Raw genomic sequence first — 25663 nt, 5'->3', positions numbered from 1 at the left:
ACCAAATGGAACTTTTTGCAGGAAAAACATCCTTACATGTGTGCCATTGCCCTCTCGCGCTGGCTGACCCATTCTGGGATGATTACGCATTCACAACATGAATATATTGAAACATGGCTATTTATGACTAACAAACCTGGGAAATCGGCACCTTGGCGTGCTGTCTGGCAGTTGATTAAGCCTTATTGGCTTTCCGAAGAGAAGTGGCGTGCCTGGGGCATGTTATCCGCCATCATTATCCTCTCATTGGCCGGCGTCTATCTGAGCGTCCAGCTAAATGAATGGAACAGAGTCTTTTACGATGCGCTGCAAAATCGTAATTACCCCGTATTCAAAGCCCAGCTGTTGAAATTCACCTGGCTTGCACTGATCTTTATCGTCATTGCCATCTACAAAGTCTATCTGACCCAGGGCCTGCAAATGAGCTGGCGTCGCTGGATGACCGAAGAGTATATGGACAAGTGGCTGGGCAATCACGCCTATTATTACACGGAGTATCAGCATCAGGTCGATAACCCCGACCAGCGTATTGCTGAGGACCTCAACGCGCTGACCAGCGGCACCCTTTCGCTGGTGCTTGGCCTGCTATCCAGCGTGGTCACGCTGTTCTCCTTTGTCTTTATTCTGTGGTCGATCAGCGGCCCGCTGACCTTTATGTTTTCCTCCCATGAATTCACCATTCCGGGCTACATGGTGTGGTTCGCCCTGCTCTACGCGGTGGTCGGCTCGGTGATTGTCTGGTGGGTGGGTAAGCCATTGGTTCGTTTAGGATTCAACCAAGAATGGTTCGAAGCAAACTTCCGTTTTGGCCTGATCCGTATCCGCGAAAACAGCGACGCCATCGCGCTTTATCACGGTGAGAAGAGTGAACGCGACCAGCTGAGCAGCAAGTTTGAATCCATCAAAACCAACTGGTGGTCGATTATGAAAGTGACCCGTCGCCTCAACGTGGCGTCCACTTTCTATGCCCAGTTCGCTAACATCTTCCCGATTCTGGTGGCTTCGCCGCGTTACTTCTCCGGCGCCATCCAGATGGGTTCCTTGATGCAAATCTCCTCGGCCTTTGGTCAGGTGCAGGGCGCATTGTCGTGGTTTATCGGCGCCTTCACCGATTTAGCCAGCTGGAAAGCCTGTGTTAACCGTCTGGCCGGTTTTAACGCCGCCATTGAACAGGTGAACGCCCAGCCGCGCGGCATTGACGTGCGCGAATCCGACAAACTGGATCTACAACTCGACGATTTAACCCTCAAGCTGCCGAACGGCACCGCGCTGTTCAGCAATGTCTCCGCCAGCCTGCAGGCCGGTGAGCGCGTGCTGATCGCCGGCCCGTCTGGCTGCGGTAAGTCCACCCTGCTGCGCGCTATCGCCGGTATCTGGCCTTACGGCGCGGGCAGTATTCACCTTGCCGCGGGCAAAAATTATTTGTTCCTGCCACAGCGCAGTTATATTCCGATTGGCACTTTGCGCGAAGCGCTAAGCTACCCGCAGTCAGATCGTGAATACACTGACGACCAGCTGAATACCGTGTTGGAACAGTGCTGCCTGCCGCATCTGCAAAGCGTGCTGGATGACTATGCCAACTGGAGCCAGCGCCTGTCGCCGGGTGAGCAACAGCGCCTGTCGTTTGCTCGTGCACTGCTGATTAAGCCTGCCATTCTGTTCCTCGACGAAGCCACCAGCGCGCTGGATGACGAAACCGAGCAGCGCATGTACAGCCTGTTAGTCAGCGAATTGCCTGGCACTTCGGTGATAAGCGTGGCGCACCGCAATAGCGTCGCCAAGTACCACCAGCACTGCTGGCGCTTCAAACGCAGCGAAGAGGGCGGCAGCCACTTCTCGGCGTCCGCGCTATTACCTGAGTAAGCTTTAACACTCGCCTTTCTTGCCTCTTCTCGCCCCTGCGCAGGGAGAGGCAAGACAAAACCCATCCTAGCGCACAATTCTCCGCCTCAAATTTGTTCAATTGTATACCCCGCTATACAATTAATTTTGACAACCGGAGGGCTGATGAAAATCGACAAAACCTCGTTCGTACCGCTTTATCTACAAATAGAACAGCAGCTTACTGAACGGATCAGCGCCGGAGAGATCAAACCAGGCGATCCGATCCCCACCGAAGCCGCGCTGTGTGACATTTATGGCGTCTCGCGCATGACAGCGCGCAAGGCGGTGGACTATCTGGTGCGCCAAGGTCGGGTCGAACGTTTTCGCGGGCGCGGCACCTTTGTGGTGAAAAAGGCACTGACGCGCAAAGTGAACCTGCCTCTCGACCGCCACCTGACCTCCAGCGAGCTGGCGGTTGAAATCAACGCACCGATTGAAAACCGCGTGCTGGCTTTCGAGCGCGTGTCGGCCACGCCCGACATCGCCAACGCGCTGCAAGTCCCGGTCGGCACGGCCCTGCACTTTATGGTGCGCCTACGCCTGCTGGGGGAAGAGCCTTTTGTTTATGAGCAGTGCTGGCTACTGGCGGATCTGTTCCCCGACCTGATACCACGGCATCTGGAAACCTCGAAATACGCCTATCTGCGCTCTAGAGGTTATGAACCGGCAGGCAGCAATAAGCAGATATCGGCAGAACTTCCCGCCAATGAAATCCGTCTGGCCCTGCACCTGTCGCGCGATGAGCCGGTGCTACACGCCCACGCCATCTCGGAATTCACCGACGGTACGCTGTTTGAAGTCTCAGACGTGTATTACAACCAGAAGCACTACAGCTTCAGCATTCGGGCCAGAGTCAAAGGCAAAGAGCAAAAATAAAGGCTGACCCCAGGGCCAGCCTTCTTACTTCTTACTCTTCTTCAACACGCATTAGCTAATACCGGAAAGCTCGGCTTTCACCAGATTCGCCACCTGCTCGACCTGCGGGCCGTAAATCACGTGCACGTCATTGTCAGTCACGCGCTTCACGCCCATCGCCCCGGTTCTCAGCAGCTTGTCATCTTGCACCTGCGACATATCCTTCACCTTCACGCGCAGGCGGGTAAAGCAGCAATCCACCTGAGAGATATTGCCTTCGCCGCCCAGCCCAAGAATGATGTCTTTGGTCTTCTGGTTGCCTTCGGCGGACTTGGCGCGCTCTTCGGCATCATTCTCATCTTCACGCCCCGGCGTTTTGATCTGCATGCGTAAGATCACCCAGCGGAAGCTGAAGTAGTAGATCGGCGCGTAGATGATCCCGAGGATCAGCGGATACCACCAGTGGGTTTTCGCCCCGCCCAGCACCCCAAAGATCAGGAAGTCGATCGCCCCACCCTGCACGTTACCGATCATCACGTGGAACATCTGCATCAGCACAAAGGAGATCCCAGTCAGCACGGCGTGCAGCACGTAGAGTACCGGCGAAACAAAGATAAAGCAGAACTCCAGCGGCTCGGTGATCCCGGTGGTGAAGGAGGCCAGCGCCCCGGCTAGCATCAAGGCTTTCACCCGCCCTTTGTGCTCGGGCCGCGCGCAGTGATACATCGCCAGCGCCGCCGCAGGCAGACCAAACATCATCACCGGGATTTTACCCTGCGCCAGGAAACGCGTGGCCTGCTGGGTGACGGTATCGGTAATAGCGCCGGGGTTAGCCAGCGAGGCGTTGAAGATATTCAGCGCGCCGACGATGCTCTGATTGTCCACCGTCGTCACCCCGCCGATTGGCGTGAACCGCACGGTTTCGTTGATGATGTGATGCAAACCGGTGGGGATCAGTAAACGCTCAGAGGTGGCGTAAATAAAGGTGCCTATCTCGCCGGTGCGCCCGATTAACTCTCCCACCCACTGAATGCCCTCAGCGACGGTCGGCCAAACCAGCGACATCAGCACGCCGACGATTGGCAGCACCAGCACGGTAATAATCGGTACAAAGCGCCGACCGCCGAAGAAGGCGATGGCCGTCGGTAAGGTGATGGTGTAGAAGCGATTGTGTAGCCACATGGTGATCAAACCGACCAAGACCCCGCCCAGCACGCTCATGTTATAGGTGAAAATACCCAGCGTTTGGGTGAACTCAGCGGCGTAAATCATCGCCTCACTTTGCGACATGCCCTGCGCGGTAAGGTGCGCCACGCTGATGGTGTCTGGCGTAATATTCTGCGCCAGTAAGCTATAATTAACCCCAACGTGCAGCCCCACAAAGCCGATCACTGCAGAGAAAGCCGCCGTGGCTTTCTCTGCATTGGCCAGCCCCATTGCCGTCGCAACGGCAAAGAAAAGCGGCAGGTTGGCGAACAGCGCGCCGGAAACCTGACGAATAAAGCCGATCACCAGTTGTAAGGATTTTATCTCAGCGAACGCTTCGCCGGTCACCGCCGGGTTCTGCAATGCCGCCGCCAGACCCAGAAAAATACCGGCTGCCGCGATCACTGAGATCGGCGTCATCAGCGCTTTACCCAGATCGTGGATTTTGCTGCCTAGTTTGATCATCCGTTTCCCCTCAATAAGTTGGCGAAAAAAGAACCACCTATTGAGTAAAGACCATAATGTATAGTTGTATAGACATAATGACCGAGAGTATGAATGGGATCACAGTTTGGGGGGGAGTTGGAGCTGGTTGATATATCGCCTCAAGAAATCTAAAACCTCCTTTTTTTCATTCATGATTTGCCGATTAGTGAAGCGCAGCACGGTCATTCCTAAACCGCCAAGAAAATGTGTTCTCACTTCATCAGCTGATTTTTCTTCATCAGAAAAATGGCTATCTCCGTCAATCTCTACGATAAGCCTGACTTCTGATGCATAGAAATCAACAATGTAGCGCCCGAATCCCTGTTGACGGCGAAATTTGACACCGAGTGATTTACCTCTCACTGCCTGCCAGAAAATAAACTCGGGATAGGTTAAGTTGTGTCTCAATTTCCGCCGAAAAACCTTTTGCTTCGAATCATTGAACATGACATTCGTTCCCTGTGTGAATACCCCATCCCAGCCTTCCCCTTTCCAGGGGAAGGAGTCGCCCCAGCATAAAATTAACTGCGGTGCCTAGACTGAATTTTGGAAGAGTTATGCGAGAGACATTCCAATAATCATCTGATATTTAATAAGAAATAGGAGCCTTAGCTCCTCCCCCTGATAAGGGGGAGGCTGGGAGGGGGTATTGCAGACATCACCAAACTCACCCAATACCACCAAGAATCCACAGCCCCCCCCCCAACTTCCTACAAAACATCTCCTTATGTTAAAATTGTTAAAAATATTACTACCCATAACAGCCCTACTTTCACCGCGCCTCTCCAAGCGCGGGTTAATCAAGACTCTTTAAGGAAGCACTATGGCTATCTCTCGCCGCGATTTTCTCAACGGTGTGGCTATTACCGTCACTGCCGGCATGACGCCGTGGCAGGCGCTGCAGGCCTCGCCGCAAACCGCGACGCAAACGCTCTATTATCCGCCTTCGCTCACTGGGCTGCGCGGCAACCATCAGGGCTCTTATGAGGCGGCGCACCTGCTTGGGCGTGAAGGCAAAAAAGTCGATCCTTCCAGCCTGCCGATTGAGGGTGAATTTGATCTGGTGATTGTCGGCGCGGGCATCAGCGGGCTGGCGGCGGCGTGCTTCTGGCAGGAGCAGCATGGCAAGCAGCAACGTATCCTGCTGCTGGATAACCACGACGACTTTGGCGGTCACGCCAAGCGCAATGAATTTCACGTCGAAGATAAAACTATTCTCGGCTACGGCGGCAGTGAGTCTTTTCAGTCACCGCGCACCAATTTCAGCCCGGTGGCGATGGGCCTGCTGAAGACGCTGGATGTCGATATCGAGCGCATGGCGAAAGACTTCGACCAGACCTTCTATCCGGACCTGCACCTCAGCCGCGGCGTCTATTTCGACCGCAAAAACTTCGGCGTGGATAAAATCGTCAGTGGCGATCCGGGCCGCGCCGTGGCCGATGACATCCCGCCAGAGCGCCTCAACGGCCGTGATATTAGCGACTTTATCAGCGACTTCCCGCTGTCGGACGCCGACCGTAAGGCGCTGATTGCGCTGCATACGGAGTCAAAAGATTATCTGGCAGCCATGAGCAAACAGCAGAAAATCGAGTGGGTTGATAGCCACAGCTACACCCAGTTCCTGCGCGAAAAGGTGGGTTTGAGCGAAATCGCCATTCGCTACTTCCAGCAGCGGACCAACGATTTCCAGGCCGTGGGCATTGACGCCACCTCGTGCAGCGACGCGCGGATCTGCGCCCTGCCGGGTCTGGAAGGCATGGGCTTACCGCCGCTAGACGCCGAATCCCTCGCCGACCTCGACGAGCCTTACATCTTCCACTTCCCGGACGGTAACGCCGGTCTGGCGCGGCTGATGGTGCGCCATCTGATCCCGGAAGTGGCGCCGGGCAGCACCATGGACGACGTGGTGCTGGCGAAATTTGATTACAGCCAGCTCGACCGCGACGGCGCGCCGGTGCGCCTGCGCCTCAACAGCACCGGCATGCACGTCGAAAACATTGAGCATCAGGGCAAGCCTGCGGTGGAAGTGACCTACATGACCGGCAGCAAGCTGCACCGCGTGCGCGCCGGGCAGGCGGTGATGGCGGGTTACAACATGATGATCCCCTATCTGGTGCCGGAGATGGCGGAAGAGCAGAAAGCCGCGCTGAAAGAGAACGTCAAAGCGCCGCTGGTTTATTCCAAAGTGGTGATCCGCAACTGGCAGCCGTTCATCAAGCTTGGTGTGCATGAGATTTACTCCCCCGCCGCGCCCTACAGCCGCGTCAAGCTCGACTATCCGGTCAACATGGGCGGCTACCAGCACCCGCGCGACCCTAACCAGCCCATTGGTCTGCATATGGTTTACGTGCCGACCCTACCGGGCAGCGGCCTCAGCCCGCGCGAGCAGTCGCGCAAGGGCCGCGCTCTGTTACTGGGCACCTCGTTTGACGCCCATGAGAAGATGATCCGCGAGCAGCTGCAAGGCATGTTCGGCGAGGCCGGTTTTGACCATGAGCGCGACATCATGGCGATCACCGTCAATCGCTGGTCCCACGGCTACTCCTACTTCCTCAGCGGCATGTTCGATGATGAAGCCGAAGCGCAGAAAACCATTCAGCGCGCCCGCCAGCCGGTCGGTCGCATCACCATTGCCAACTCCGACGCAGACTGGAGCCCGTACGCCAACTCGGCCATCGATCAGGCATGGCGCGCGGTCAACGAACTGACCGCCATGAAGAAGGTGAACGCATGAAAAAGTTGATGATGTTTACCGCGCTGATGGTGGCCAGCTCCTCGGCGCTGGCGATGTCCGAAGGGGAATATGTCGCCAAAGCTGCCGACTGCGCCGCCTGCCACACTGCGCCGCAGGGCCGCGACATGGCGGGCGGGCTGCGCTTTGCCACGCCGATTGGCGACATCTATTCCACCAATATCACGCCAGACAAAACCGCCGGAATCGGTAATTACAGCTTTGACGATTTCGACAAAGCCATGCGCCAAGGCATCGCCAAAGACGGCCACCCGCTCTACCCGGCCATGCCTTATACGTCTTATGCCAAAATGAGCGACAGGGACATGCGCGTGCTCTACGCCTATCTGATGGATGAGGTGAAACCCCAGCCAGACACCAATCGCGAAAACCCCATCAGCTGGCCACTGTCAATGCGCTGGCCGCTACGGGTGTGGAACTCGCTGTTCCTCTCCTCCGGCGAATTTAAGCCACGGGCCGACCAGAGCGAGGAGTGGAATCGCGGCGCGTACTTGGTGCAAGGCGCGGGGCACTGCGGTGCCTGCCATACGCCACGGGGCTGGGCGCAGCAGGAGAAAGCCGAGGATGAAAGCGACGCTAAATTCCTCAGCGGCGGCGAGCTGGACGGCTGGTACGCCCCTTCCCTGCGCGGCATAAAAGGCAGCCAGCAAGAGCTGGTCACCCTGCTGAAAACGGGCCGCAACACCCACGCGGCGGTCAGCGGGCCGATGGGCGAAGTGATCACCAACAGCACGCAGTTCATGACCGACGCCGACCTCAACAGCATGGCGGTTTATCTGCTGAGTCTGAAGTCTGAGCCAGCAGCCTCTCCAGCAAAACCGGCACAAGTCACCGCCAGCGGCCAGCAGACCTACGCGCGCTACTGCTCGACCTGTCACGGCACTCAGGGCGAAGGTCAGGACTTCAACATTCCGGCGCTGGCGGGCAATGTGACGGTCACCTCGCCGAATCCACAAACCCTGTTGCGGGTTATCCTGAGTGGCGGGCAGACGCCAGTCACCGCCGAGCATATGTCGAAAACCATGCCGGGATACGGCTGGGCGCTGAACGATCAGCAAGTGGCGGAGCTGACTAACACGCTGCGCGACAGCTGGGGAAATCAGGCCGAAGCCGTCACCGCCGAACAGGTGAAAGCGGCACGCGACGCCTCAAAATAGGCCCAAAACCAAAGCAAAAAGGCCAGCTCAGCGCTGGCCTTTTCTTTAGCTGAATCTAAAACCTTACTGACCTACATCGCCATTCCAGCCGCCGCCCAGCGCGGCAATCAGCTTAACGCTGGTGACCATCTGGGTGCTGAGCAGGGACAGGACGTTTTGCTGCTGGCTGAGGCTGGTGTTCTCAGTGGTGGCGACGTCGAGATAGTCAATCATCCCCGCCTGATATTGGTTGTAAGTCACCCGCGCCGACTCCTTGGCAGCGTCGGCGGCGCGCTGCTGGGCCAGCGTCTGGGCATCCAACGTGCGCAGCTCGACCAGATAATCCTCCACTTCCTGCAACGCCCCTAACACGCTCTGGCGATAGGCGGCCACCTGCGCGTCATAGGCCGCCTCGGCCTGCGCTACGCGGCTGCTGGTCGCGCCGAAGTCGAGCACCGTCTGGCTCAGTTCCGGCCCCAACGACCAGACGCGGTTCGGCAGGGAGAACAGGTTGTGGAAGGCGTCGCTGGCAAAACCGCCGCTGGCGCTGAGGGTCAGATCCGGATAATAGGCCGCAGTCGCCACGCCCACCGCCGCATTGGCCGAGGCCATGTTGCGTTCGGCAATAGCGATATCAGGGCGGCGCTGCAACAGCTGTGACGGCAGGCCCGGCGGGATCGACGGCAGGGTGAATTTGATCTCCCGCGCGGTCAGGGTGAACTGTGCCGGAGGCTTGCCAATCAGCACCGCGATGGCGTGCTCCAACTGGGCGCGCTGCCACTGGGCCTCCAGCGCCGAGGCGCGGGTGCTTTCCAGCTGAGTTTGTGCCTGAGCCAGCGTGGCGCGCGAGGTATTACCGCCTTCATACTGGTTCTGGATCACCGTCAGGTAGCGCTCGTAGGCGGCAATGCTGCGCTGATAGAGCGCGATTTGTTCATCCATCACCCGCAGTTGGAAGTAGTCCTGCGCCAGCTCAGACTGGGCGCTCAGCGTGGCGTTTGCCAGCTCGGCCTTGCTGGCCTGCGCGCTGGCCCGGTCCTGCTCCTCGGTGCGACGCAGTTTGCCCCACAGGTCGAGCTCCCAGCTGGCGCCAAGCTTGGCCGACTGCTGCTTGGTCACCGCCTGCGCCGTGCCGCTGCGCGTGCTGTCGCCGGTAGCACTAATCGTCGGGAACAGCCCGGCGCGCGCCTCGGAAACCAGCGCCTGCGCCTGGCGATACTGCGCGGCGTACTGGGCTACGTTTTGGTTGGAAATCTGTACCTGACTCAGCAAAGACGACAGCTCAGGGTCCTGATACACCGCCCACCAGTCGCCCTTGGTTTGGGTATCCTTCGGGATGGCCGCCGTCCAGCCCTTAGCCTCTTTAAACTCCAAAGAGAGAGGGGCCGAAGGCCGCTGATAGTCAGGCCCGACGGTACAACCCACCAGCAGCAATGCCAACGCCAGCGGGGCGAGACGGAAAACGGCGGAGCCGGAATTACGCAATGTCATCAAAGTCGTTTCGCTTTTCAATGAATTAGTCATGTGAACCTGCCGGTGGCGATGGCTCATGGTGCGGGCGCAGGCGATACCATAAACGGCGCGTCGCCCGGCTCGAACGGTCCATATAGAGATAGACCACCGGCGTGGTGAACAGGGTCAGAATCTGGCTCAGGGCCAGACCACCGGCGATCGCCAAGCCTAGCGGGCTGCGCAGGTCGGCGTCGCCGCCGCTGCCCAGCGCCAGAGGCAAGGCACCGAAGAAGGCCGCCAACGTGGTCATCAAGATCGGGCGAAAACGCATCAGGCAGGCCTGGGTGATCGCCTGCTGCGGCGTCAGCCCGAGGCGGCGCTCGGCGTCGAGCGCGAAGTCGATCATCATGATCGCATTCTTCTTCACAATACCAATCAGCAGCAAGATGCCGATCAGCGCGATCACCGTCAGCTGGGTATTGGTCAGCAGCATCAGCAGCAGCGCGCCGAGCCCGGCGGAGGGTAGCGTGGACAGAATGGTCAGCGGGTGAATGTAACTCTCATAGAGCATGCCGAGCACGATATACACCGCCGCCAGCGCCGCCAGAATCAGCCACGGCATCATGCTCACCGACGAGTCAAAAGCCTGCGCCGTGCCGGCAAATCCGGCCTGAACCGTGTCCGGCAGGCCGATTTTCGCCATGGTGGTTTTAATCAGCTGTTGGGCATCCCCCAGCGCCACGCCGTCGGACAAGTTAAAGGCCAGCGTGGTGGTTGCCGACTGCCCCTGATGCGCCACCGACAGCGGCGCGTTGGCTCCGCTAAAGGTGGTGAAGGCCGACAGCGGCACCTGCTCGCCACTGTCCGTGACCACGTAAAGCTGGTTTAGCACGTCAGGATTGCTGGTGTAGTCGTCGGTCAGATTCATCACCACGTGGTACTGGTTCAGCGTCTTGTAGATGGTGGCGATCTGCCGCTGGCTGAAGGCGTTATTGAGCAGCGTGTCGATCATTTTGACGTTAACCCCCAGCCGCGTGGCCTTGTCGCGGTCAATGTTCAACATCACTTCCTGCCCGCCGGTTTGCGAGTCAGAATCCACGCCGGTCAGCTGCGGCAGCTTCTCCAGCGCGGCTTTGACCTTCGGCCCCCACTCGCGCAGCAGCGAAAGGTCATCGGCTTGCAGGCTGTACTGATATTGCGCGTTAGCACTGCGCGCGCCGACTCGCAGGTCCTGTGCGGCTTGCATAAACAGCTGCGCCCCGGCCAGTTTGCTGGTTTTCGCCATCAGGCGGTTGGCCACTTGGCTGGCGGTGGCGGTGCGGTCTTTAATGTCTTTCAGGCGAACGAAGAACAGCGCGGTGTTGCGCGAACCAAAGCCGCCGCTGCCCGCCGAACTCATCACCGCGTCCACCGCTGGATCGTCTTGAATGATCTTGCTGTACTCCAGCAGTTTCGGCTGAATAGTCTGGAATGAGGTGTTTTGATCCGCGCGCATCATGCCCATCAGCATGCCGGTATCCTGCTCGGGGAAGAAGCCCTTCTCCACCACGGTGTACAGGTAGAAGTTAAGCATGATGGTCAACAGCAGGCCGAACATGGTGATCAACTGGTGGCGCATCACCCAGCCGAGTGCCGCCGCATAGCCCGCCAGCAGGCGATTAAGCCAATGTTCAATCAGGCGATAAATGCGCGGCTGGCGCTTTTCCGCCGCCGGTTTACGCCGCAGAAAACGGGCGCACAGCATCGGAGTCAGGCTGAGGGACACCAGCATCGAAATCACCAGCGACACGGTGAGCGTGACGGCGAACTCGCGGAACAGCCGCCCGAGGATGCCGCCCATCAGCAGCAGCGGAATAAACACCGCCACCAGCGAAAGGGTCATCGACAGCACGGTAAAGCTGACTTCCTGCGCGCCTTTGATTGCCGCGCGCACTGGCCCCAGCCCCTCTTCGATATGCCGGGTAATGTTCTCCAGCACCACGATGGCGTCATCCACCACGAAGCCGGTGGCGATGATCAGCGCCATCAGCGACAGGTTATCCAGGCTGTAGCCCAGCAGGTACATCACCGAGCAGGTGCCAATCAGCGAGACGGGCAGCGCCAGCGCCGGAATGATCACCGCCTGCAGGTTGCGCAGGAAGACGAACACCACGGCGATCACCAGCACCGTGGCTTCCAGCAGGGTCACTTCGGTGGCGCGCAGCGAGCCAGAAATGGTGCCGGAACGGTCCAGCGCGATGTGCAGCTCAACGTCGCCCGGCAGGTTCTCTTCCATTTGCGGCAACGCATTTTTAATTGCCTGAATGGTTTCCAGCATGTTGGCCCCGGCCTGCCGCGTCACGCCCAGCATCACCGACGGCGTGCTGTTGTAGTAGCCTACGTTGTATTTATCTTCAACCGAATCATAGACATTGGCGACGTCGCTCAGGCGAATGGCCGCGCCCTTGATATAAGTCACAATCAGGGTTTTGTACTGCGCCGCCGTGCTCTGCTGGCCGTTACCTTCAATCATCCACGACTGGTTCGAGCCTTGCAGCACGCCCTTCGGCAAGTTAGTGGTGCTGTTAGCGATGGCGGCGCGAATGGTGTCGAGGGAAATGCCGTAATGGCTGATCGCCTCCGGGCGCAGGTCAATACGCACGCCGGGCAGCGCCGAGCCGACAATCGAAACCTGCCCCACGCCGTTCACCTGCGCGATTTTTTGCTGCAACTGGCTGGAGGCAATGTCGTACAGCTCGCCCTTGCTGCGCGTCGCCGAAGTCAGAGAGAGCATGATGATCGGCGCGTCGGACGGGTTGGCTTTGCGGTAGGTCGGCAGTGACGGCATGCTGCTCGGCAGCAGCGCCCGCGAGGCGTTAATCGCCGCTTGCACGTCGCGCGCCGCGCCGTTGATTTCCCGATCGAGATCGAACTGCAGCACCACGCTGGTGGTACCCTGCGAGCTGCTGGAGGTCATCTCAGTGACGCCCGCAATCTGTCCCAGCGCGCGCTCCAGCGGCGTCGCCACCGTGGCCGCCATGGTTTCCGGGCTGGCTCCCGGCAGGCTGGCGCTCACCAGAATCACCGGCAGGTCCAACTGCGGCAGCGGGGCCACCGGCAGCAGGCGATAGCCAAGCAGCCCGAGCAGCAGCACCGCGCTGGTTAGCAGCAGCGTGGTGACGGGCCGGAAGATGAAAAAGCGCGAGATATTCATCTATTCGCCAGCCTGCTGTTGGTTCAGCTTAGCGGCGCGTTTGCGTTTCAGCCGCGGGTTCCAGCGGGTCGCCAGACGGTCAAACATCAGGTAAATTACCGGCGTGGAGAACAGGGTCAGCACCTGACTGAAGATCAGCCCGCCGACAATCACCAAGCCCAGCGGCTGGCGCAGTTCAGCACCCGATCCACTGGCGAGCATCAGCGGCAGTGCGCCGAGCAGCGCCGCCATGGTGGTCATCAAGATCGGGCGGAATCGCAGCAAACAGGCCTGATGAATGGCTTCGCGCGGCGACATGCCGTGCTTGGTTTCGGCCTCCAGCGCAAAGTCGATCATCATAATCGCGTTCTTTTTCACGATACCAATCAGCAAGATAACGCCAATTAGTGCGATCAGGCTGAACTCCGTATCGGCAAACAGCAGCGAAAGCAGCGCCCCCACCGCCGCCGACGGCAGCGTCGACAGAATAGTCACCGGGTGAATAAAGCTTTCGTACAGAATGCCCAGCACCACGTACATGGTCAGCAGCGCGGCGAGGATCAGCCACAGGGTGTTGCCGGTGGCGCTTTCAAACGAGGCAGCGGCCCCCTGATAGCGCAACGTGATACTGTCCGGCACCTTCAGCTCGGCCATGCTCTGCTTGACGGCGGCCTGCGCCTGCTCCAGCGAATAGCCGTCTTTGACGTTGAAGGAAACCGTCACCGTCGGGAACTGGTTTAATCGCGCCTGCAACAGCGCGCCGGTGCGCATATGGATTTTGGCAATCGAGGTCAGCTTGACCATGCCCGTCGCCGAGCTGGTGGAAGTGCCGGTGTCGGACGTCGAGGTGGTCGAGCCCGAGGCACTGGTGGTGGTGGTGCTGTTGGCATCGGTAGAGGCCGACGAAGACGAATTGGTATTGCTGGTCGCCAGATAGATATCGTCGAACGACGCCGGAGACTGCTGATATTGCGGCGCGACTTCCAGCACCACGCGGTACTGGTTCGACTGGGTAAAGATGGTGGACACCAGACGCTGGCCAAAGGCGTTATACAGCGCGGTATCGACATCCGACGCGGTAATGCCAAAACGCGCCGCGGCGTCGCGGTCCAGCTCGACATAGGCCACCTGCCCCTGATTTTGCAGGTTGCTCACCACGTCGCTGAATTCCGGCAGCTGGCTGAGCTTTTCAGTCAGTTTCGGCGTCCAGGTCACCAGATTTTCACTGTCGGCATCGTCGAGGGTGAACTGGTACTGGCTGGGCGTGACCTGATCGTCCACGGTTAAATCCTGCGACGCCTGCATATAGAGCGAAATGCCCGGCACCGAGGCGGTTTCTTGTTTCAGACGGGCAATAATCGCCGGAGCGCGCTCGTCGCGCTGGTCGAAGGATTTGAGGTTAATTTGCAGACGGCCGCTGTTCAGGCTGGTGTTATTGCCGTCCACGCCGATGGTGGAGGAGACGCTGTCCACCGCCGGATCTTGCAAAATAGCGGCAGTCAGCATCTGCTGGCGACGGCCCATTTCGCCGAAAGAGACGTCCTGCGAGGCCTGGGTGATCCCCTGAATCATGCCGGTATCTTGCGACGGGAAGAAGCCCTTCGGCACCATCACATAGAGCAGCGCGGTGAATACCAAGGTCGCCGCCGCCACTAGCAGAGTGATGCGCTGATGATTCAGTACCACGATCAGCAGACGGTCATAACCGGCTATCAGTCGGTCAAAAATTTGGCCGCCTTTGCGGTAGAACCGGCTCTGTTTCTCTTCGGGAATGTGGCGCAGCAAATAGGCGCAGAGCATTGGCGTTAGGGTCAAGGAGACCACCATCGACACCAATATCGACACCGCCAGCGTGATAGCAAATTCGCGGAACAGCCGCCCGACCACGTCCCCCATAAACAGCAGCGGGATCAGCACCGCGATCAATGAGAAGGTAAGAGAGATAATGGTGAAACCGATTTGCGCCGAGCCTTTGAGCGCCGCCTGCATCGGCGTTTCGCCCTCTTCCAGCCGCCGGGTAATGTTTTCCACCACCACGATGGCGTCATCAATAACAAAGCCGGTGGCGACGGTGAGCGCCATCAGCGACAGGTTGTTGAGGCTGAAACCGCAGAGATACATCACGCCAAAGGTGCCAATCAGCGACAGCGGCACCGCGACGCTCGGGATAAGCGTCGCCGCCACGTTGCGCAGGAACAGGAAGGTGACCATCACCACCAGCGCGATGGAGAGCATCAGCTCGAACTGCACATCGCTGATTGAAGCGCGAATGGTCTGGGTGCGGTCGGACAAAATAGTGACTTTGACCGAGTCTGGCAGCGCGGCCTGAAGCGTCGGCAACTGGCGCTTGATACCGTCGACCACCGCAATCACGTTGGCCCCCGGCTGGCGCTGAACGCTGATGATAATCGCTGGCTGCTTGTTGGCCCAGGCAGATAAATATTGGTTTTCCGGCGCTTCGGAGAGCGTGGCGAGGTCCCGCAGACGCAGCGCAGCGCCGTTTTGGTAGGTGACAATCAGGTTGCCGTACTCCGCCGCGGTGCGCAGCTGGTCGTTGGCGTCAATGGTGATGGAGTGGTGCTTGCCGTCGAAACCGCCCTTCGAGCCGTTAACATTACTGTTGCCAATCAGCGTGTTGATGTCTTCCAGCGTCAGATTGTGGGCCGCCAGCGCGCGCGGATTGACCTGCACGCGAATTGCCGGTTGATTGCCGCCGGCCAGCGTCACCATGCCGACGCCGGAAATCTGCGACAGCTTCAGCGCGACGCGGGTGTTCACCAGATCCTGCACTTTGGTCAGCGGCAGCGACTCAGAGGTGACTGCCATGGTCAGCACCGCGCTATCAGCCGGGTTAACCTTTTTGTAGGTTGGGGGGTTCGGCAAGTCCTTTGGCAGCAGGTTGTCCGCCGCGTTGATCGCCGCCTGCACTTCCTGCTCGGCGACGTCGAGAGAGAGGTCTAGCGAGAACTTCAGGGTGATAATCGACGAGCCGCTGGCGCTGGTGGAATACATCTGGCTCAGCCCGGCCATCTGCCCAAGCTGGCGCTCAAGCGGCGCGGTAATGCCCGACGCCATCACGTCCGGACTGGCGCCCGGATAGAGCGTGGTCACCTGAATGGTCGGGTAATCCACCTGCGGCAACGCCGAGGTAGAGAGCATGTTGTAGGCGAAAATGCCCGACAGCATCACCGCCACCATCAGCAGGATGGTAGCGACCGGCCTTTGGATAAAGAGGCGTGATGGATTCATTTCGACCCGCTGTCTTTGCCGGTGGTGGCCTTATCAACGCCGCCTTGTTCAGCGCGCTGTTTCGAGCTTCCGGCCTTGCTGGCGGTGGCTTCATCCTCGGCGCTGGCGGTTACCACCTGCACCTTGCTGCCATTATTCAGGTGGTCAATGCCGGTCGTCACCACCTGCTCACCCAGCTGAATGCCGGACAGAATCGCCACTTTGTCATCGCCAAAGGCCGGGCCAGATTTCACTTCGCGGCGCTCGACGGAGTTGTCGGCTTTCACCACATAGACGAAGTCGCCGTTGGCACTGAGCTGCAAGGCCGCCGCCGGAATCACCGTGGCTTTTTCCAGCGTGCCGACTTGCAGACGCGCGTTTACAAACTGATTCGGATAGAGCTTTTCATCCTGATTGTCGAACAGGGCTTTTAGCTTGATGCTGCCAGTACTGGTGTCGATTTCATTGCTGATGAACTGTAACTTGCCCTGCCCGAGCACCTCGCTGCCGTCTTGGTCAAAGGCGGTGGTCGGCAACTGTTGCCCGCCACGCAGGGCTTTGAGCAGGGTTTGCAGATTGCTTTGCGGCACGCTAAAGGTGACGGCAATCGGCTGAGTTTGGGTGATGGTGACGATGCCCGTGGTGCTGCCGCTAGTCACCATATTGCCCGGATCGACCAGACGCAGGCCGACGTGGCCGCTGACCGGCGCGGTGATTTTGGCAAATTCGAGGTTCAACTTGGCGGCGGCGATCTGCGCCTGATCGGCCTTCACCGCACCGGCGTACTGACCGGCGGTCGCCATCTGGCTTTCTAAATCTTGTCGGGCTAAGGAGTCTTGCGCGTAGAGTTTCTTATAGCGCGCCAGGGTCAGCTCGGCGCTTTTCGCCAGCGCCTGATTCTGGGCTAAGTCGCCCTGATACTGCTCCAACGTCGCCTGATAACTGCGTGGGTCAATCTGCGCCAACAGCTGCCCCTGCTCCACTTTCTGCCCTTCGGTGAAGTAGACCTTCATCAGTTGACCGTCCACCCGGCTGGTGACGGTCACCGTGGCATTGGCGACCACGGTCCCCAGCGCGCGCAGATAAACCGGCACGTCGGCCTGTTCCGCTTTCCCCGCCTGCACTGGCGTTTGCGCCCCGGCCATCGCCGCGCCGCGCATACCGCCACGGCCCTGCCCGGCATGCTTTTCTGGCGCGCTCGAACTGCTGTGATGGAAGGCAAAATACCAAACCAGAATAGCCGCGATAATCACCGCGATGACTAACCACAATCTATTGCGGTTCTTAGGACGAGAAGAGGTATTTGGCAGCATAAAGTTATTGGCTTCGCACTAATTATGAGAAGAAAGCAGCTGAAAACGATCCTTCAACCAGAGAGTTCCGTTACCCGGCATTTATTATCCCGAAAAATACCTGCGGCTGTTTTAGGACTACGCAAAGATTGCGTTAACAATTAAGAAAGTATATTTCGGGTGAATGGGTGGAATTCTAACATCTTCTTCACTACGGGGAAGTTGATTAAAACTGAGACACATTCTTAGACAAGCATATCTTTAGACTGCATTTTGCTCAAATGTAATGACATTAGCGTTACGTGGTGCTACTTTCACCCTCAACAAAGAGAGGTAGAAAATGAATCGAACGCCAACACGAGCTGTCTCTGGCAGCGACGACGTGAAGCGCAAACGGGAAGCGCTGAACCTGCGTATCCATCCCGATGAGCGCGATTTGATTGATCGCGCCGCAGAAGTAAAAGGTAAAAATCGTACTGATTTTATTCTTGAAGCTGCGATGCAAGCTGCAGAAGCCGCTTTACTGGATCAGGTAATGATATCTGTTGATCCAGATGCCTATGCTGAGTTCGTTGCTCGGCTCGACCAGCCCGCAAAAAGCAATGATCGCTTGCGCGCTTTACTGAATACACCGGCACCTTGGGATAAATAAATATGGCATTGGAAGCCCCTGTACCGCTGACGGACAAGCACAGTATTCGCGCTTTTGATTGTGGGGAAAACAGCCTGAATGAATGGCTGATAAAACGCGCTCTTGCCAACCAATATAGCGGCGCGTCACGAACTTTTGTTGTATGCAACGCGGGCCGAGTAGTCGCGTTTTATGCCCTTTCATCTGGTGCTCTTTTTTGTGCCCATAGCACCGGCAAAGTTAAACGTAACATGCCAGATCCCATCCCTGTGGTGATCCTCGGCAGGTTGGGTGTTGACCAAGCTATTAAGGGGAAAGGTATCGGAAGCGCACTGGTGCGTGATGCTATTTTGAAGATAGTGGTCGCAGCAGAATCATTGGGGATACGTGCAATGGTGATCCATGCACTGAATAATCGAGTGAAATCCTTCTATGAGTCCCTCGGCTTCACGCCTTCCCCGACCGACCCTATGATTTTGATGGCAACGCTCAATGATCTCAAAGACAGCCTTTGAAATTTCCCCACTCTAAACCAACCTTTCCAGCCAGCGTAACGAACCCATTACAGAGCCAAATATCAAATAACAAAAACATTGATAATTTGTATTGTTTCACGCGCCGCCCTGTTGATATGTTGAGGGAAAGTGTTTTTCTCATCATTTTAATTTGAGTTAATAACAGAACTCGGCGGAGAGCTATGAGCGCGAATTTTCCCTCTAAACCGGTTATTGGTGTGACACTTGATAGTGAAGAGGCTGGAGGCTATGCCGATTTTCCGTGGTATGCGCTGCGGCAAAATTATATGGCGAGTCTGGCTTCTCACGGCGCGGTTCCTCTGGCGCTCCCTCATCACGGCGAGTTGGCTGAAGAGTATTTGTCACTCTGCGACGCCATCGTGGTCACGGGCGGCGCGTTTGATGTTTCCCCCGCCCTGTTTAACGAGCAGCAGTCGAGCGACCAGATTCGCCTGAAACCTGCCAGAACTGAGTTCGAAATCGCCATTATCCAAGGGGCAATGCGCCGCAATATGCCCTTGCTGGGTATTTGCGGTGGGCAACAGCTGCTGGCGGTATTGACCGGCGGCACCCTGCATCAGCACATTCCCGACGCCCTGCCTGACGCCCTCGAGCACAGCACCACGGTAGATACTGAGAACGCTGGCGGCAAAAAGCGCGCCCGCCATCAGGTCGACATTGTGGCTGATACCCTGCTTGCTCGCTGCGTGAAGGCTGCTCGTTATGAGGTCAACAGCTCCCACCACCAGGCGGTGAAAAGCGTCGGCGAAGGTTGCCGGGTCAACGCCGTCGCGCCGGACGGGGTGATCGAAGGGATTGAGTGCGAAGGCTACGATTTTTGCCTTGGCGTGCAGTGGCATCCTGAATATCAGCAGCATGAGCAGGACCAGCAGCTGTTAGCCGCCTTCGTCAGCGCCGCCACCCATTATCAGCAGAACATGCGTAGCAGCGGCCGGGCCATGGCCTTGGCAATGAACCGTCTGGGCAAGGCTGAAGAATGAGTCGCCCACTGGCTGCGACCACCGAACAGGCCTTACGCGCGTTGGGCATTGACCCACAGGTGATTGCTCACCGCGCGTTGCCGTTTTTCGAGGATATCGATCCCAGCCTGCTGGTCATTGCCGAGACGGACCAAACCGGCAAAGCCCATCTGCTGACGGCCCCCGCTGCCGATGCCTGGCTGACGATGAAGCGCGCCGCCGAGCTGGATGGCGTGGAGATTGTGCTGATTTCGGCATGGCGCGATGTGGCTTATCAATCCGGGCTGATTGAGCAGAAGCTGCAAGCCGGGCTTTCGCCCGAGAAGATTTTCAGCTCGCTGGCCCCTCCCGGTTGTAGCGAACACCACACCGGCCGTGCGGTGGACATCAATACCCCCGATTGTGACGAAGTCACCGGCGTTTTCGGCGAAACCGAGGCTTTCCGCTGGCTTAGCGGCAACGCGGCGCGTTTTGGTTTCACCCTCTCCTTCCCGCCGAATAACCCTTGGGGCTTCATTTACGAACCCTGGCATTGGTGCTGGAACCCTTAATCCACCTCGCTTGCCCGCCATGTAATACACAAAACTCCGTTGTTTTTAGTTGAAGCTATTCGTCAATTTATGTATTTTTATGCAAGTTAAGTGCATAAAACAACAAACACAACAGGAGTTACCATGTTTAAGTCCTTTATTCTCGCCGGGTGCCTGCTTTCCTCTCTCGCCACTTCTGCTTTCGCGGCACAGCAAACCTACGTGGTTGGCTCAGGTGGTACATACCGTCCGTTCGAATATGAAAACAACCAGAAAGAGCTGGAAGGTTTTGATATTGATATCATTAAAGCCATCGCCAAAGCCGAGAACTTCAACGTGAAACTGGTGAATACGCCGTGGGAAGGTATCTTCGCGACGCTGAACTCTGGCGACCGCGACATCATCATTTCCGGTATCACTATCACTGACAAACGTCAGCAAATGGTTGATTTTTCTACTCCTTACTTCCCGGCCGAGCAGTCCATCGTGGTGCCAGCGGATTCAAAAGTAGACTCCGTCGCGGCTTTGAAAGGCCAGAAAGTGGGCGTAGTTAACTCCAGTACCGGCGACATCGTGGTGTCTGACGAGCTGGGCAAAAACAGCACAGATATCAAACGTTTCGACAACACCCCGCTGATGCTGCAAGAGCTGTCTGAAGACGGTATCGGCGCGGCGGTTGGCGACGTGGGCGTGGTGAAGTACTACATCAAATCCCATCCTGAGAAAGCGCTGAAGCTGGTTCCGGACAGCAAATTCCAGCGCCAGTACTTCGGCATCGCGGTGGCGAAAGGTAACACCGAGCTGCTGGGCAAAATCAACGCCGGTCTGAAAACCATTATTGCCGACGGTACCTACGCCAAGATTTACGCCAACTGGTTCGATAGCAACGTTCCTACCCTGCCAACTAAGTAATTACGCATAAAAAGGGGGCTTCATCGGCCCCCAATCAAGGAAAAGCATGACCGGATTTCGTTGGGAGATCATCTCCGAATATGCCCCGCTGTTTGTTCAGGGCGCGTTGATGACCATCAAATGCACCATTATTTGCGTTATTTTGGGCACCGCCTGGGGGCTGTTATTGGGTCTGGGTCGCATGGCCCGCGCCGATGATGGTCCGTGGAAACTCATTTTGCGCTTCGCGGTCCAATGGCCGGTGCGCGTTTACGTCAGCGCCTTCCGCGGTACGCCGCTGTTTGTGCAAATCATGGTGGTGCACTTCGCACTGGTGCCATTATTTATTAACCCGCGTGACGGCATTTTAGTCGCCAACGGCCTGATGTCCTCGGACTTCGCTCGCTCTCTGCGGTCGGATTACGGCGCGTTCCTCTCCTGCGTGGTGGCGATCACCCTAAACGCCGGTGCCTACGTGTCGGAGATTTTCCGCGCCGGTATTCAGTCAATCGACAACGGCCAGATGGAAGCGTCCCGCGCGCTCGGCATGGGCTGGGGCAAAACCATGCGCAAAGTGATTTTGCCGCAGGCGTTTCGCCGCATTCTGCCGCCGCTGGGCAACAACGCCATCGCCATCGTTAAAGATTCCTCGCTGGCCTCGGCTATCGGGCTGGCTGATCTGGCCTACGCCGCGCGTACCGTTTCCGGCGCTTATGCCACCTATTGGGAACCCTACCTGACTATCTCCTTAGTCTATTGGGTACTGACGTTCCTGCTGTCGCTGCTGGTTCAACACATGGAAAAGAGGTTCGGCAAAAGTGATTCACGTTAAGGATTTACAGAAGCAGTTTGGCGAAACTCACGTCTTGCGCGGCATCTCTTGCGATATCGCGGAGCAGGAAGTGGTCTGCGTGATTGGCCCGTCAGGCTCTGGCAAAAGTACCTTCCTGCGCTGCTTAAACGCGCTGGAGAAGCCAAACGGCGGCGAAGTAGTGGTCAACGGTTTTGCGGTGCACGACCCGAAAACCAACCTGAACACGCTGCGTTCCGGCGTGGGCATGGTGTTCCAGCGCTTCAACCTGTTCCCGCACATGACGGTGCTGGAAAATCTGATCATGGCGCCTATGTCTCTGAAAGGGTTGTCGAAAGCCGAAGCCGTGTCGCGCGCTGAAAAGCTGCTGCAAAAGGTCGGTCTGATCGACAAAATCGACGCCTGGCCTTCCAGCCTGTCCGGTGGTCAGCAGCAGCGCGTAGCGATTGCTCGCGCACTGGCGATGGAACCGGCGTTGATTCTGTTTGATGAGCCGACTTCGGCGCTGGACCCGGAGTTGGTTGGCGAAGTGCTGGCGGTGATGAAACAGCTGGCGCTGGAAGGCATGACGATGGTGATCGTTACCCACGAAATGGGCTTTGCCCGCGAAGTGGCCGACCGCGTGGTGTTTATCGATCAGGGCGTGATCCAAGAGCAAGGCACGCCGGAGCAGTTGTTTACCAATCCAACCAATCCGCGCACCAAGTCGTTCTTGAGTAAGGTGTTGTAATAACGGCCGATAGTGGAAAAGGGCACCTCGCGTGCCCTTTTTTATGGCTGTTTAGGCCACGTCGCTCAGGCCATATCCGTGGAATTTGCGCAGCACTTCATCAATGGCTTCATCACTCAGCAACGGCACTTCCGGCGTGACGGCCAGCGTCAGCAGATAGAGCCTCGCTAGCACCTCTATCTCTTGCGCCAGCCACAGCGCTTTTTCTAAGGTTTTCCCGCAGGTTATCATGCCGTGATGCTGCAACAGCGTGGCTTTATAGCCGGTCAACGCCGTCACCGCATGGTCCGACAGCGCCTGAGTGCCATAGGTCGCATACCCCGCGCAGGGGATCTTTTTGCCACCCGCCGCTGCCACCATGTAGTGGATCGCCGGGATCTCTCTATTCAGAATCGCCACCGCCGTGGCGTGTACCGCGTGGTTATGCAACACCACGTTTTCCGCCGGTTTGGCTTGCAGAATCGCCAGATGGAAACGCCATTCGCTGGAAGGCGTTTTGCCCGCTTCGGCGTTGCCCTGCCCGTCGACAAACACGATGTCATCTTCGCTCAACTGCTCATAAGGCACGCTGGTCGGCGTGATGAGCATGCCGTCGCCAAAGCGAACGCTGATATTCCCGGATGTGCCTTGGTTCAGGCCCATGCGGCTCATTTCCAGACAGGTGTCGATTATCTGGCGTGCAATAACGTTTCTTTCCATGGTGATTTCCTCGGCGCGGCAAACTGCGGTGTGGTGACGTTGCGCCTATCTTCTGGTGCGATGCCGGCTGGCAACAGTTGGCCGCGTGGATGTGTGACCGTCTTCAAAATATCGCTGAAAAAAGCGCGATTTCACCCACGCCGAAAAACCTCTCCAGCGCCCGTTTTCAGCGCCTTTGCGACAAACGGGCAGTTGGCGCATCCTTGACTTGGCGGGCCGAAAAGTGCCATTTATTGAGCCGCCGAATGTCGAATAAGGGGTTGCAGTGAAGATGAACAAGCAGGCACGGCTGGATGAAATTGTTGCCTTACTCAAAGGCAATGCCTCTCTGCGGGTCAATGATCTCGCCGAGTCACTGAATGTCAGCAAAGAGACGCTGCGCCGGGATCTCAAATATCTGCAACTCAAAGGCCTGCTGGTGAGGGAGTATGGTAAAGCCAAAAGCCTGAAACGCCCCTCCGACGACCCGAGCGTGGCCTTCGAGTCGCGCTCGAAAAGCCACGCCCAGCGCAAAAGCCTACTGGCGGATAAAGGTATTGAGTGGATAACGCCGGGGATGTGCATCGCGTTGGATGCCAGTTCAACCTGCTGGCACTTGGCGAAGAAACTGCGCGACCAGCCGCTGACGGTGTACACCAACAGCTACCGAATTTGCCACGAGTTAGAGAAAAAAGCGCAGATTGAGATTTTATGCTCTGGCGGCACGCTGGACAGGAAATACGCCAGTTATATTAATGATTCGCCGCTGCACATGGTGCGCAATATCGACATCGATTTATTCATTTTCTCCTGCGACGGCGTGGATGCCGACGGCAATATCTGGGACACGGATAACGGCAACACGCTGTTTAAAAAATTTATGCTGAAGAAGAGCCTGCAAAGCATTTTGCTGGTGGATTCCAGCAAAATTGAGCGCAGCGGTGAGGTGATTATCGGCCAGGTTTCGGCCGTGACGACGGTTATCCGCCAATAATTTAACGGGGATAATAGGTATCGTAATCGAAGCTGACCTGCTGGCGCGCCTCGTCGGCTGAGCCATAAACACCAATTCCCGCCCAGGCAAACATCGCCGCGCCCGACACCGTGGTTTCCGCCTTTGCCAGCACCTTCACCGGCAGTTGCAAAGTATCAGCCTTTATCTGATTCCACAGGGCATTGCGGCTGCCACCGCCGACTAAGACCAGCTCCTGAGTGTTAAATCCGGCCACCTGCTCCAGCATCGCCAACTGCTCGCGCAGGCGCATAGACAGCGCCTCCAGCGCCGAGCGATAGAGATGGCCGCGCTGGGTGGAAAGCGTGACGCCCTGCCACCCGGCCTGCTTATCACCCATCAGGTCGCTGCGCATGGTCACCCCTTCACTCCCCGCCGGAATACGCCCGGCCTCCAGCAGCATCTGTTCATAAACCTGCGGCGCGGGCACCTCAGGCCAATAGAGTTTGCGGATCCACTCCAGCACGCCGGAAGCCAGATATTGGCAACCGGGATTAAAGTAGCCATGGGCGCTGTCCAGCTCACAGGTTGCCGCGTGGTGAGTTTGTAGCAGGCGAGTGTTGATGCTGGCCGAGCGCACCATCAAAATCTCCCAGGTACCGGACGACAGCACCGGCTGGTTGATGCCCACGCCCGAACCGTAAAGGGCAAATTGGGTGTCGTGGCCGGTAGAAATCACCGGAATGCCCGGCGTCAAACCCAGCCGCGCCGCCATCTGCGGCTGCAATTCGCCAATTTTATCTCCGGCATTAATCATCCGCGGGAACAGCGAAGCGTCGATGCCCACCAATTTTAGCAGCCGCGGGCTGAACACTTCCTGAGTGACGTCCAGCAGCTGGCTGGTGCCCGCCATGGTTCTTTCGGTGGTCATTTCGCCGGTCAGCTGGAAGCTAATCAGCGACGACATAAACAGCCACGCGTGGGCGCGGTCGAGCAAGTCTGGAGCATTTTCGCGCAGCCAAATCAGCTTATACAGCGTGTTGAAGCTGTAAGGCGCGATGCCGGTAATGGCCTTAAGCTCGGCGGCGGGAAGGTATTTATCGATGTTGTTCATCACGGCTTCGGTGCGCGGGCATTTCCAGCTGATCACCGGGTAAAGCAGCTCGCCCTGACGGTCCACCAGCGCGCCGTCGACGCCAAAGGCCGTGACGGTCAGGGCGCGCACCGGATGGTCGGGCAGCTTGGCCACCAACGACTGGCAGCAGCTTTCGAGGCTTTGCATAATTCTCGCCAGCGGCCAAATGTGCCACAGCGGATTTTCTGCCGAGTTCAGCGTAAAATTTTGCTCATGTGCGCTGGCCAACACATTGCCTTGGCTATCGATGGCCATCGCGCGAATATTGGTGGCTCCACAGTCCAGAACAATCACGATCTCTTTTTGCATCTTTTCCCCTCACCTCGGCGCATCCTCTGTAGGGATGG

At 57.6% G+C, this 25663-nt stretch carries 20 protein-coding genes; 12 read left to right on the top strand and 8 right to left on the bottom strand.

The genetic code is table 11. The features are described 5' to 3' along the window. Positions 1-123 precede the first annotated feature (123 nt). Together ACT3RR_RS09385 and ACT3RR_RS09380 are read left to right on the top strand one after the other, a co-directional pair. Positions 124-1863 carry an ABC transporter ATP-binding protein/permease gene (locus ACT3RR_RS09385; RefSeq protein ID WP_485904008.1) on the top strand — a complete coding sequence of 580 codons (1740 nt, stop codon included), beginning with the start codon at positions 124-126 and terminating at the stop codon, positions 1861-1863. Between the two features lie 144 nt (positions 1864-2007). After that, positions 2008-2760, top strand: a complete 753-nt coding sequence (locus tag ACT3RR_RS09380; protein WP_496200170.1) for a GntR family transcriptional regulator — start codon at positions 2008-2010, stop codon at positions 2758-2760. A gap of 51 nt (positions 2761-2811) precedes the next feature. Here the strand turns inward: ACT3RR_RS09380 and ACT3RR_RS09375 are convergent, their stop codons facing one another. Both ACT3RR_RS09375 and ACT3RR_RS09370 read right to left on the bottom strand, forming a co-directional pair. Further along, entirely contained in the window at positions 2812-4410 is a 1599-nt protein-coding gene (locus tag ACT3RR_RS09375) for a PTS transporter subunit EIIC (protein WP_496200169.1), read from the bottom strand. 99 nt (positions 4411-4509) lie between these two features. After that, the gene (locus ACT3RR_RS09370) at positions 4510-4878 is read right to left on the bottom strand and encodes an endonuclease domain-containing protein (protein WP_353503290.1); all 369 of its coding nucleotides are present in this window, start codon (positions 4876-4878) and stop codon (positions 4510-4512) included. 376 nt (positions 4879-5254) lie between these two features. On the opposite strand from ACT3RR_RS09370, the gene ACT3RR_RS09365 reads away from it, so the two are divergent. Beyond that, positions 5255-7165 carry an NAD(P)-binding protein gene (locus ACT3RR_RS09365; protein ID WP_496200168.1) on the top strand — a complete coding sequence of 637 codons (1911 nt, stop codon included), beginning with the start codon at positions 5255-5257 and terminating at the stop codon, positions 7163-7165. Then, positions 7162-8340 carry a c-type cytochrome gene (locus tag ACT3RR_RS09360; RefSeq protein ID WP_496200167.1) on the top strand — a complete coding sequence of 393 codons (1179 nt, stop codon included), beginning with the start codon at positions 7162-7164 and terminating at the stop codon, positions 8338-8340. The genes ACT3RR_RS09365 and ACT3RR_RS09360 overlap by 4 nt, the downstream gene beginning before the upstream one ends. A 63-nt stretch (positions 8341-8403) precedes the next feature. Here ACT3RR_RS09360 and ACT3RR_RS09355 read toward each other — a convergent pair whose 3' ends face one another. The 4 genes from ACT3RR_RS09355 to ACT3RR_RS09340 are packed head-to-tail and all read right to left on the bottom strand — an operon-like array spanning position 8404 to position 17484. After that, complete coding sequence (locus tag ACT3RR_RS09355; protein WP_437342039.1) at positions 8404-9810, bottom strand: efflux transporter outer membrane subunit; 1407 nt, start codon at positions 9808-9810, stop codon at positions 8404-8406. 25 nt (positions 9811-9835) lie between these two features. Further along, positions 9836-12964 (bottom strand): efflux RND transporter permease subunit, encoded by a 3129-nt coding sequence (locus ACT3RR_RS09350; RefSeq protein WP_496200166.1) that lies wholly within the window; start codon positions 12962-12964, stop codon positions 9836-9838. Then, positions 12965-16192: an efflux RND transporter permease subunit gene (locus ACT3RR_RS09345; protein WP_496200165.1), complete on the bottom strand. Its 3228-nt coding sequence runs from the start codon at positions 16190-16192 to the stop codon at positions 12965-12967. Beyond that, the gene (locus tag ACT3RR_RS09340) at positions 16189-17484 is read right to left on the bottom strand and encodes an MdtA/MuxA family multidrug efflux RND transporter periplasmic adaptor subunit (protein WP_496200164.1); all 1296 of its coding nucleotides are present in this window, start codon (positions 17482-17484) and stop codon (positions 16189-16191) included. Before ACT3RR_RS09340 ends, ACT3RR_RS09345 begins: the two co-directional genes overlap by 4 nt. A 319-nt stretch (positions 17485-17803) precedes the next feature. On the opposite strand from ACT3RR_RS09340, the gene ACT3RR_RS09335 reads away from it, so the two are divergent. From ACT3RR_RS09335 to ACT3RR_RS09305, 7 genes are all read left to right on the top strand, one after another. Next, positions 17804-18115 (top strand): type II toxin-antitoxin system TacA family antitoxin, encoded by a 312-nt coding sequence (locus ACT3RR_RS09335; RefSeq protein WP_353503297.1) that lies wholly within the window; start codon positions 17804-17806, stop codon positions 18113-18115. 2 nt (positions 18116-18117) lie between these two features. Beyond that, on the top strand, positions 18118-18609 hold the full coding sequence (locus ACT3RR_RS09330; RefSeq protein ID WP_496200163.1) for a GNAT family N-acetyltransferase: 492 nt from the start codon (positions 18118-18120) through the stop codon (positions 18607-18609). A 182-nt stretch (positions 18610-18791) separates the two neighbouring features. Then, positions 18792-19610 (top strand): gamma-glutamyl-gamma-aminobutyrate hydrolase family protein, encoded by an 819-nt coding sequence (locus tag ACT3RR_RS09325; protein WP_496200162.1) that lies wholly within the window; start codon positions 18792-18794, stop codon positions 19608-19610. Continuing rightward, entirely contained in the window at positions 19607-20140 is a 534-nt protein-coding gene (locus tag ACT3RR_RS09320; protein ID WP_496200161.1) for a M15 family metallopeptidase, read from the top strand. The genes ACT3RR_RS09325 and ACT3RR_RS09320 overlap by 4 nt, the downstream gene beginning before the upstream one ends. Positions 20141-20263: 123 nt before the next feature. Beyond that, positions 20264-21031, top strand: coding sequence for a basic amino acid ABC transporter substrate-binding protein (locus ACT3RR_RS09315; protein ID WP_353503301.1), 768 nt, complete (start codon positions 20264-20266; stop codon positions 21029-21031). A gap of 46 nt (positions 21032-21077) precedes the next feature. Beyond that, entirely contained in the window at positions 21078-21842 is a 765-nt protein-coding gene (locus ACT3RR_RS09310; RefSeq protein ID WP_353503302.1) for an amino acid ABC transporter permease, read from the top strand. Then, positions 21829-22551: an amino acid ABC transporter ATP-binding protein gene (locus tag ACT3RR_RS09305; protein ID WP_353503303.1), complete on the top strand. Its 723-nt coding sequence runs from the start codon at positions 21829-21831 to the stop codon at positions 22549-22551. Before ACT3RR_RS09310 ends, ACT3RR_RS09305 begins: the two co-directional genes overlap by 14 nt. Positions 22552-22602: 51 nt before the next feature. Here the strand turns inward: ACT3RR_RS09305 and ACT3RR_RS09300 are convergent, their stop codons facing one another. Continuing rightward, the gene (locus ACT3RR_RS09300) at positions 22603-23250 is read right to left on the bottom strand and encodes an L-fuculose-phosphate aldolase (protein ID WP_496200160.1); all 648 of its coding nucleotides are present in this window, start codon (positions 23248-23250) and stop codon (positions 22603-22605) included. Positions 23251-23521: 271 nt separating this feature from the next. Here ACT3RR_RS09300 and fucR point away from each other — a divergent pair, with 271 nt between their 5' ends. After that, complete coding sequence (gene fucR, locus ACT3RR_RS09295) at positions 23522-24223, top strand: L-fucose operon activator (protein WP_496200202.1); 702 nt, start codon at positions 23522-23524, stop codon at positions 24221-24223. A gap of 1 nt (position 24224) precedes the next feature. On the opposite strand, the gene fucK is transcribed toward fucR, so the two are convergent. Further along, complete coding sequence (gene fucK, locus ACT3RR_RS09290; protein WP_496200159.1) at positions 24225-25625, bottom strand: L-fuculokinase; 1401 nt, start codon at positions 25623-25625, stop codon at positions 24225-24227. Positions 25626-25663 lie beyond the last annotated feature (38 nt).

This window comes from Ewingella sp. AOP8-B2-18, from assembly GCF_052376015.1.
GTDB classification, from domain to species: Bacteria; Pseudomonadota; Gammaproteobacteria; order Enterobacterales; family Enterobacteriaceae; genus Ewingella; species Ewingella allii.
Note: the sequence above shows the minus strand (reverse complement) of the source record. Positions and strands in the feature narration are given on the sequence as shown.

Bases quoted from the DNA above. Each gene is read 5' to 3' on its own strand.
- ACT3RR_RS09385 (WP_485904008.1), top strand. From the start codon at position 124: ATGACTAACAAACCTGGGAAATCGGCACCTTGGCGTGCTGTCTGGCAG.
- ACT3RR_RS09380 (WP_496200170.1), top strand. From the start codon at position 2,008: ATGAAAATCGACAAAACCTCGTTCGTACCGCTTTATCTACAAATAGAA.
- ACT3RR_RS09375 (WP_496200169.1), bottom strand. From the start codon at position 4,410: ATGATCAAACTAGGCAGCAAAATCCACGATCTGGGTAAAGCGCTGATG.
- ACT3RR_RS09370 (WP_353503290.1), bottom strand. From the start codon at position 4,878: ATGTTCAATGATTCGAAGCAAAAGGTTTTTCGGCGGAAATTGAGACAC.
- ACT3RR_RS09365 (WP_496200168.1), top strand. From the start codon at position 5,255: ATGGCTATCTCTCGCCGCGATTTTCTCAACGGTGTGGCTATTACCGTC.
- ACT3RR_RS09360 (WP_496200167.1), top strand. From the start codon at position 7,162: ATGAAAAAGTTGATGATGTTTACCGCGCTGATGGTGGCCAGCTCCTCG.
- ACT3RR_RS09355 (WP_437342039.1), bottom strand. From the start codon at position 9,810: ATGACATTGCGTAATTCCGGCTCCGCCGTTTTCCGTCTCGCCCCGCTG.
- ACT3RR_RS09350 (WP_496200166.1), bottom strand. From the start codon at position 12,964: ATGAATATCTCGCGCTTTTTCATCTTCCGGCCCGTCACCACGCTGCTG.
- ACT3RR_RS09345 (WP_496200165.1), bottom strand. From the start codon at position 16,192: ATGAATCCATCACGCCTCTTTATCCAAAGGCCGGTCGCTACCATCCTG.
- ACT3RR_RS09340 (WP_496200164.1), bottom strand. From the start codon at position 17,484: ATGCTGCCAAATACCTCTTCTCGTCCTAAGAACCGCAATAGATTGTGG.
- ACT3RR_RS09335 (WP_353503297.1), top strand. From the start codon at position 17,804: ATGAATCGAACGCCAACACGAGCTGTCTCTGGCAGCGACGACGTGAAG.
- ACT3RR_RS09330 (WP_496200163.1), top strand. From the start codon at position 18,118: ATGGCATTGGAAGCCCCTGTACCGCTGACGGACAAGCACAGTATTCGC.
- ACT3RR_RS09325 (WP_496200162.1), top strand. From the start codon at position 18,792: ATGAGCGCGAATTTTCCCTCTAAACCGGTTATTGGTGTGACACTTGAT.
- ACT3RR_RS09320 (WP_496200161.1), top strand. From the start codon at position 19,607: ATGAGTCGCCCACTGGCTGCGACCACCGAACAGGCCTTACGCGCGTTG.
- ACT3RR_RS09315 (WP_353503301.1), top strand. From the start codon at position 20,264: ATGTTTAAGTCCTTTATTCTCGCCGGGTGCCTGCTTTCCTCTCTCGCC.
- ACT3RR_RS09310 (WP_353503302.1), top strand. From the start codon at position 21,078: ATGACCGGATTTCGTTGGGAGATCATCTCCGAATATGCCCCGCTGTTT.
- ACT3RR_RS09300 (WP_496200160.1), bottom strand. From the start codon at position 23,250: ATGGAAAGAAACGTTATTGCACGCCAGATAATCGACACCTGTCTGGAA.
- fucR (WP_496200202.1), top strand. From the start codon at position 23,522: ATGAACAAGCAGGCACGGCTGGATGAAATTGTTGCCTTACTCAAAGGC.
- fucK (WP_496200159.1), bottom strand. From the start codon at position 25,625: ATGCAAAAAGAGATCGTGATTGTTCTGGACTGTGGAGCCACCAATATT.